This window comes from Nocardia sp. NPDC057227 (assembly GCF_042669725.1).
GTDB lineage: Bacteria > Actinomycetota > Actinomycetes > Mycobacteriales > Mycobacteriaceae > Nocardia > Nocardia asteroides_A.
Window position 1 is genome coordinate 1 of the sequence record NZ_JBHUXA010000050.1, and the last position, 3,556, is coordinate 3,556.

General features: G+C 74.4%; 4 protein-coding genes. All 4 read right to left on the minus strand.

Features of this window, described 5'->3' with window-relative positions; genetic code table 11:
• Positions 1-27 precede the first annotated feature (27 nt).
• Genes ACFUJ1_RS34135 through ACFUJ1_RS34150 form a run of 4 tightly spaced genes read right to left on the minus strand, consistent with a single transcriptional unit; the run spans position 28 to position 3,145 of the window.
• Positions 28-1,203 (minus strand): Dyp-type peroxidase, encoded by a 1,176-nt coding sequence (locus ACFUJ1_RS34135; RefSeq protein WP_378651442.1) that lies wholly within the window; start codon positions 1,201-1,203, stop codon positions 28-30.
• On the minus strand, positions 1,196-1,705 hold the full coding sequence (locus ACFUJ1_RS34140) for a copper chaperone PCu(A)C (RefSeq protein WP_378651443.1): 510 nt from the start codon (positions 1,703-1,705) through the stop codon (positions 1,196-1,198). The genes ACFUJ1_RS34135 and ACFUJ1_RS34140 overlap by 8 nt, the downstream gene beginning before the upstream one ends.
• Positions 1,706-1,750: 45 nt before the next feature.
• Positions 1,751-2,305, minus strand: a complete 555-nt coding sequence (locus tag ACFUJ1_RS34145; RefSeq protein WP_378651444.1) for a hypothetical protein — start codon at positions 2,303-2,305, stop codon at positions 1,751-1,753.
• 30 nt (positions 2,306-2,335) lie between these two features.
• Entirely contained in the window at positions 2,336-3,145 is an 810-nt protein-coding gene (locus ACFUJ1_RS34150; protein WP_378651445.1) for an SGNH/GDSL hydrolase family protein, read from the minus strand.
• Between the last annotated feature and the right edge of the window lie 411 nt (positions 3,146-3,556).

Below are 3,556 nucleotides of genomic sequence, written 5' to 3' on the forward strand. Positions count from 1 at the left end.
GCCCGCGCGGGCGGGAGCGGCGCCCGCTCAGCCCTCGAGCAGCGGCTGCCCCAGGTAGCCGCCGGGTTCGGGGACCCCGGGCAGCACCGCGAACACCGCCGAGCCGATCGGCGCCGTCCACCGGTTGAGCGCGTCGAACTCGGCCAGCCGCCGCTGCACCGGCAGGAACTGCGCGCCGATGTCGCGCTGGAAGGCGGCGAACAGCAGCCCCGAGCCGGAGACCGCGCCCGGTCCCGGCGGGTCGTCGTAGTTGTACGCCCGCCGCAGGAACCGCTCCCCGGCATGGGTGTGCCGCGCCCGCGCCACGTGCGACGACGGCGGGATCAGCGGAATCCCGAGTGCGTCGGTCGCTGCCAGGTCCGGCTCGTCGGACTCCCGCCGACCGGAGAGCGGTGCGCCGTCGGCGATCCGCCTGCCGATGACGAGCTCCCGCGACACCGGGTCGAGTTCGTCCCAGGTGTCCAGCCGGGTCTCGATCCGGCGCAGCACCAGCGCGCTGCCACCGGCCAGCGGCCCGGAGTCCAGCCACACCAGCCGGTCCAGCTCAGCGGGTTCCGGCGTGCTCGACCCGTCCAGCTGACCCATGAGGTTGCGCGGGGTCCGCCCCGGCGCCGTGTCCCGGAAGCCGCGCTGCACCCAGCGCGGGGTGACCAGCGACCCGACGCTCCTGGCCAGCACCCGCGCCGCGTGCGCGACCGCGGTCTCCTCGTCGGCGGCGAGCTGCAGCAGCAGGTCGCCGCCGCACCAGCGGGGGTCGAGCCGGTCGATCGGGAAGGCGGGCAGCGGCGCCAGCCACTCCGGGCGCACGGCCGCGAGCCCGGCCGCCGCGAAGGCGCCGGGGCCGAGCCCGGCCGTCACCGTGAGCCGGGCCGGGCGCAGTGCCAGCTCCGGTTCGGTGTCGGCCAGCGCGGAGCGGCCTTCGGTGAGCCGCGCGATGTCCCCGGTCCAGATCCGGAGCAGCCCGGCCAGGTCGGCCCGGCCGACGCCGGGCCGCAGGTCGAGGGCCAGGTAGCTGATCCGCGCCTGCGGCCGGGTGGTGATCCCGGCCTGGTGCACCCCGTGGAACGGTTCGGTCGCGAGCCCCGGATCGGCGGGCCCGGCCCGGCCCGGCGTCAGCGCCGCCGTGCCGAGACCGGCGGCGCCGAGCGCGACGGCGCCGCCGCCGAGCAGCCGCCGCCTGCCGAACCGTCGCCGCTCAGGCACCGTGCCCCGGGGCGTACTCCTCCTGCGCCCCGGCGAAATCGCGCACCTGGGCGCTGAAGGTGGTGCTGGAGCCGTCGGCGAAGGTCAGCACCACCTCGGTGGTGGAGCCGGTGCGCAACGGCGTGCCGAGCTCCATGAACATCAGGTGGTCGCCACCCGGCCGGAGCGTGAGCGCGCCGCCCGCCGGAATGGCGAAGCCACCGTCCTTCGGGCGCATGACCATGGCGCCGTCGGCATCCGGCACCACCTCGTGCAGCTCCAGCCTGCCCGCGGCCGGGCTGGTCGCCGAGACCACGGTGACCGGCGTGCCGCCGGTATTGCGCAGCTCGCCGAAGCCCGCGGACATACCGCTGTCCGCGGCCTTGACCCACTGGTCGGTCACGGTCACCGCGTCGGCCGAGCGGCCGGGGGCGGTGGACCCGGCGGAGCAGCCCGCCAGTACCAGCGGGAGGAAGGCGCCCGCGGCGACGAGCCGCCGGGCGCGCGGGGAGAGAACAGTCATGGGGGAACTCCGAACGTGCGAAAGGGAAGGGGAGATCGCCGCCGGTCACACGGACCGGCGGAACAGCGCGAGACCTTCCCCGCACGGCGGGCCGCGCACTCCGAGCCCGGACGCGAGCCGGCCCGGCCGCGGTACCCGGAACATGGTGTGGCCCGGCCGGATTCGCCCCGGCACGATCGGCGCCGGAGCACCGTTCGGCGCCGGAACCAGCCGCGCAAGCGCCGCGATCCCCGCGTGCGCCGCCCGCTCCGCGGCCCCGATGAGCACCGCCCCGAGCGGTATCGCCACCAGGTGCGCGGCCAGCATCGCCGAGGTCGAATGCGCCCCGTGGTGCTGCTGCGGCGCGTGCGTCAGCGCCCAGTGCCCGGCCGCCTGGCCCAGCGCGAGCACGAGCAGCAGCCGCGCGAACCCCGGCCGCTGCGGCACCGCCTCGACCAGCACCCCGACCAGGCAGCAGGCCGCGAGCAGCGCCGCCGTCGCCGGCCCGCCGGGCGCCACTACGCCGCCGCCCATGGCGTGCGCGGCCGCCGCGACCGCCCCGGACCCGGACCCGACGAAGGCCCCGCGCAACGGCGCGACGGGCGTCATCCGATCCGGCACGGCGGCAATACTACTACCGCTCGTAGGAGATCACCGGGCCGCGGAGTGCCGCGGCGGCCACAGCGGCTCCGCCCGCTCGCGCAGCGGGGCGAGTTCCGGCCGCTTGGCCGTCACCCGGTCACCGGTCGAGATCCCGCGCGCCCGGCGCACCAGCCACGGCAGCATGTGCACCGTCGCCCAGCGCAGCTCGTCGACTATCTGCTCGCCCCCGCGCTGCCGCACCGGCGGCAGCGGCTCCCGCCACGACCCGTCCGCGCCCGGCACCCGCAGCGCCTCGGCCGCCGCCCGCGCCACCACCTCGTGCCCCATCGGGCTCAGATGCAGCCGATCCTGCGCCCACAGCAGCCGGTGCGCGGCCACCGGCACCGGCTCGAGCTCCACCAGCACCGCCTCGTAGCGCGCCGCCAGCTCCCTGACATCGGCATTGAACTGCCGGATCCGCCCCGCCAGCGGCCGCACCACCGGCGCGATCGCCCCGATATCGGGGAAGGTGAAGGTGACCACCGTCGAGCCTGCCGTTCGAAGGGGCTCGATCAGCGCCGCGAGCTCGGTGAGCAGCGCCTCCCGGTCGAAGCGCGGCCGGATCAGGTCGTTCAGCCCCGCCAGCACCGCCGTCAGATCCGGCTGCATGGCCAGCGCGGGCGCCAGCTGCTCCGCGCGGATCTGCCCCGCGCGCCTGCCGCGGATCGCGAGATTGGCGTAGCGGAACTCGGGAGCCTCGCCGCCGAGCATGTCGGCGAACCGATCCGCCCAGCCGCGCAGCCCCCCGGACTCGTCGGGGTCGCCGACCCCCTCGGTCTGGCTGTCCCCGATGGCGACGAAGCGCGTGTAGCACTGCACGTTCCGAGGCTAGGAGTCCCGGATGAACAGGCGGTTTACCCATAGGGGCCGGCAGTCGTCGTGTGCTGGGTCACACCGTTGTGATTCGGTCCGGAGTACGCCGCTCTGACCTGGGCATTCATGGTGTCCACCAGGCGATTTGACGTTGCGTTTCCCGCCGCGTAACTTATTCCATGTCAGAGCGACACGGACACCGACCCGGGAGACCGGGACACGAGGTTGGACGGCTGAGCGCCTGACGGTTGGCTTGCCTGCTTGACATCTCGGATGTTCGGGTTTAGCCTGGAACAGTTGCCCTACGGAAGATCCAGTCTCTGGTTCGGATGTGTGTGCGTGTGTTCTTTGAGAACTCAATAGTGTGTCGATGAATGTCAGTGCCAAATTTTTTGGTTCTCGATTCTTGCACCCCCG

What these genes read in the sequence shown, in the direction of transcription:
- ACFUJ1_RS34140 (WP_378651443.1), bottom strand. Translation starts at nt 1,705, where the DNA reads ATGACTGTTCTCTCCCCGCGCGCCCGGCGGCTCGTCGCCGCGGGCGCC.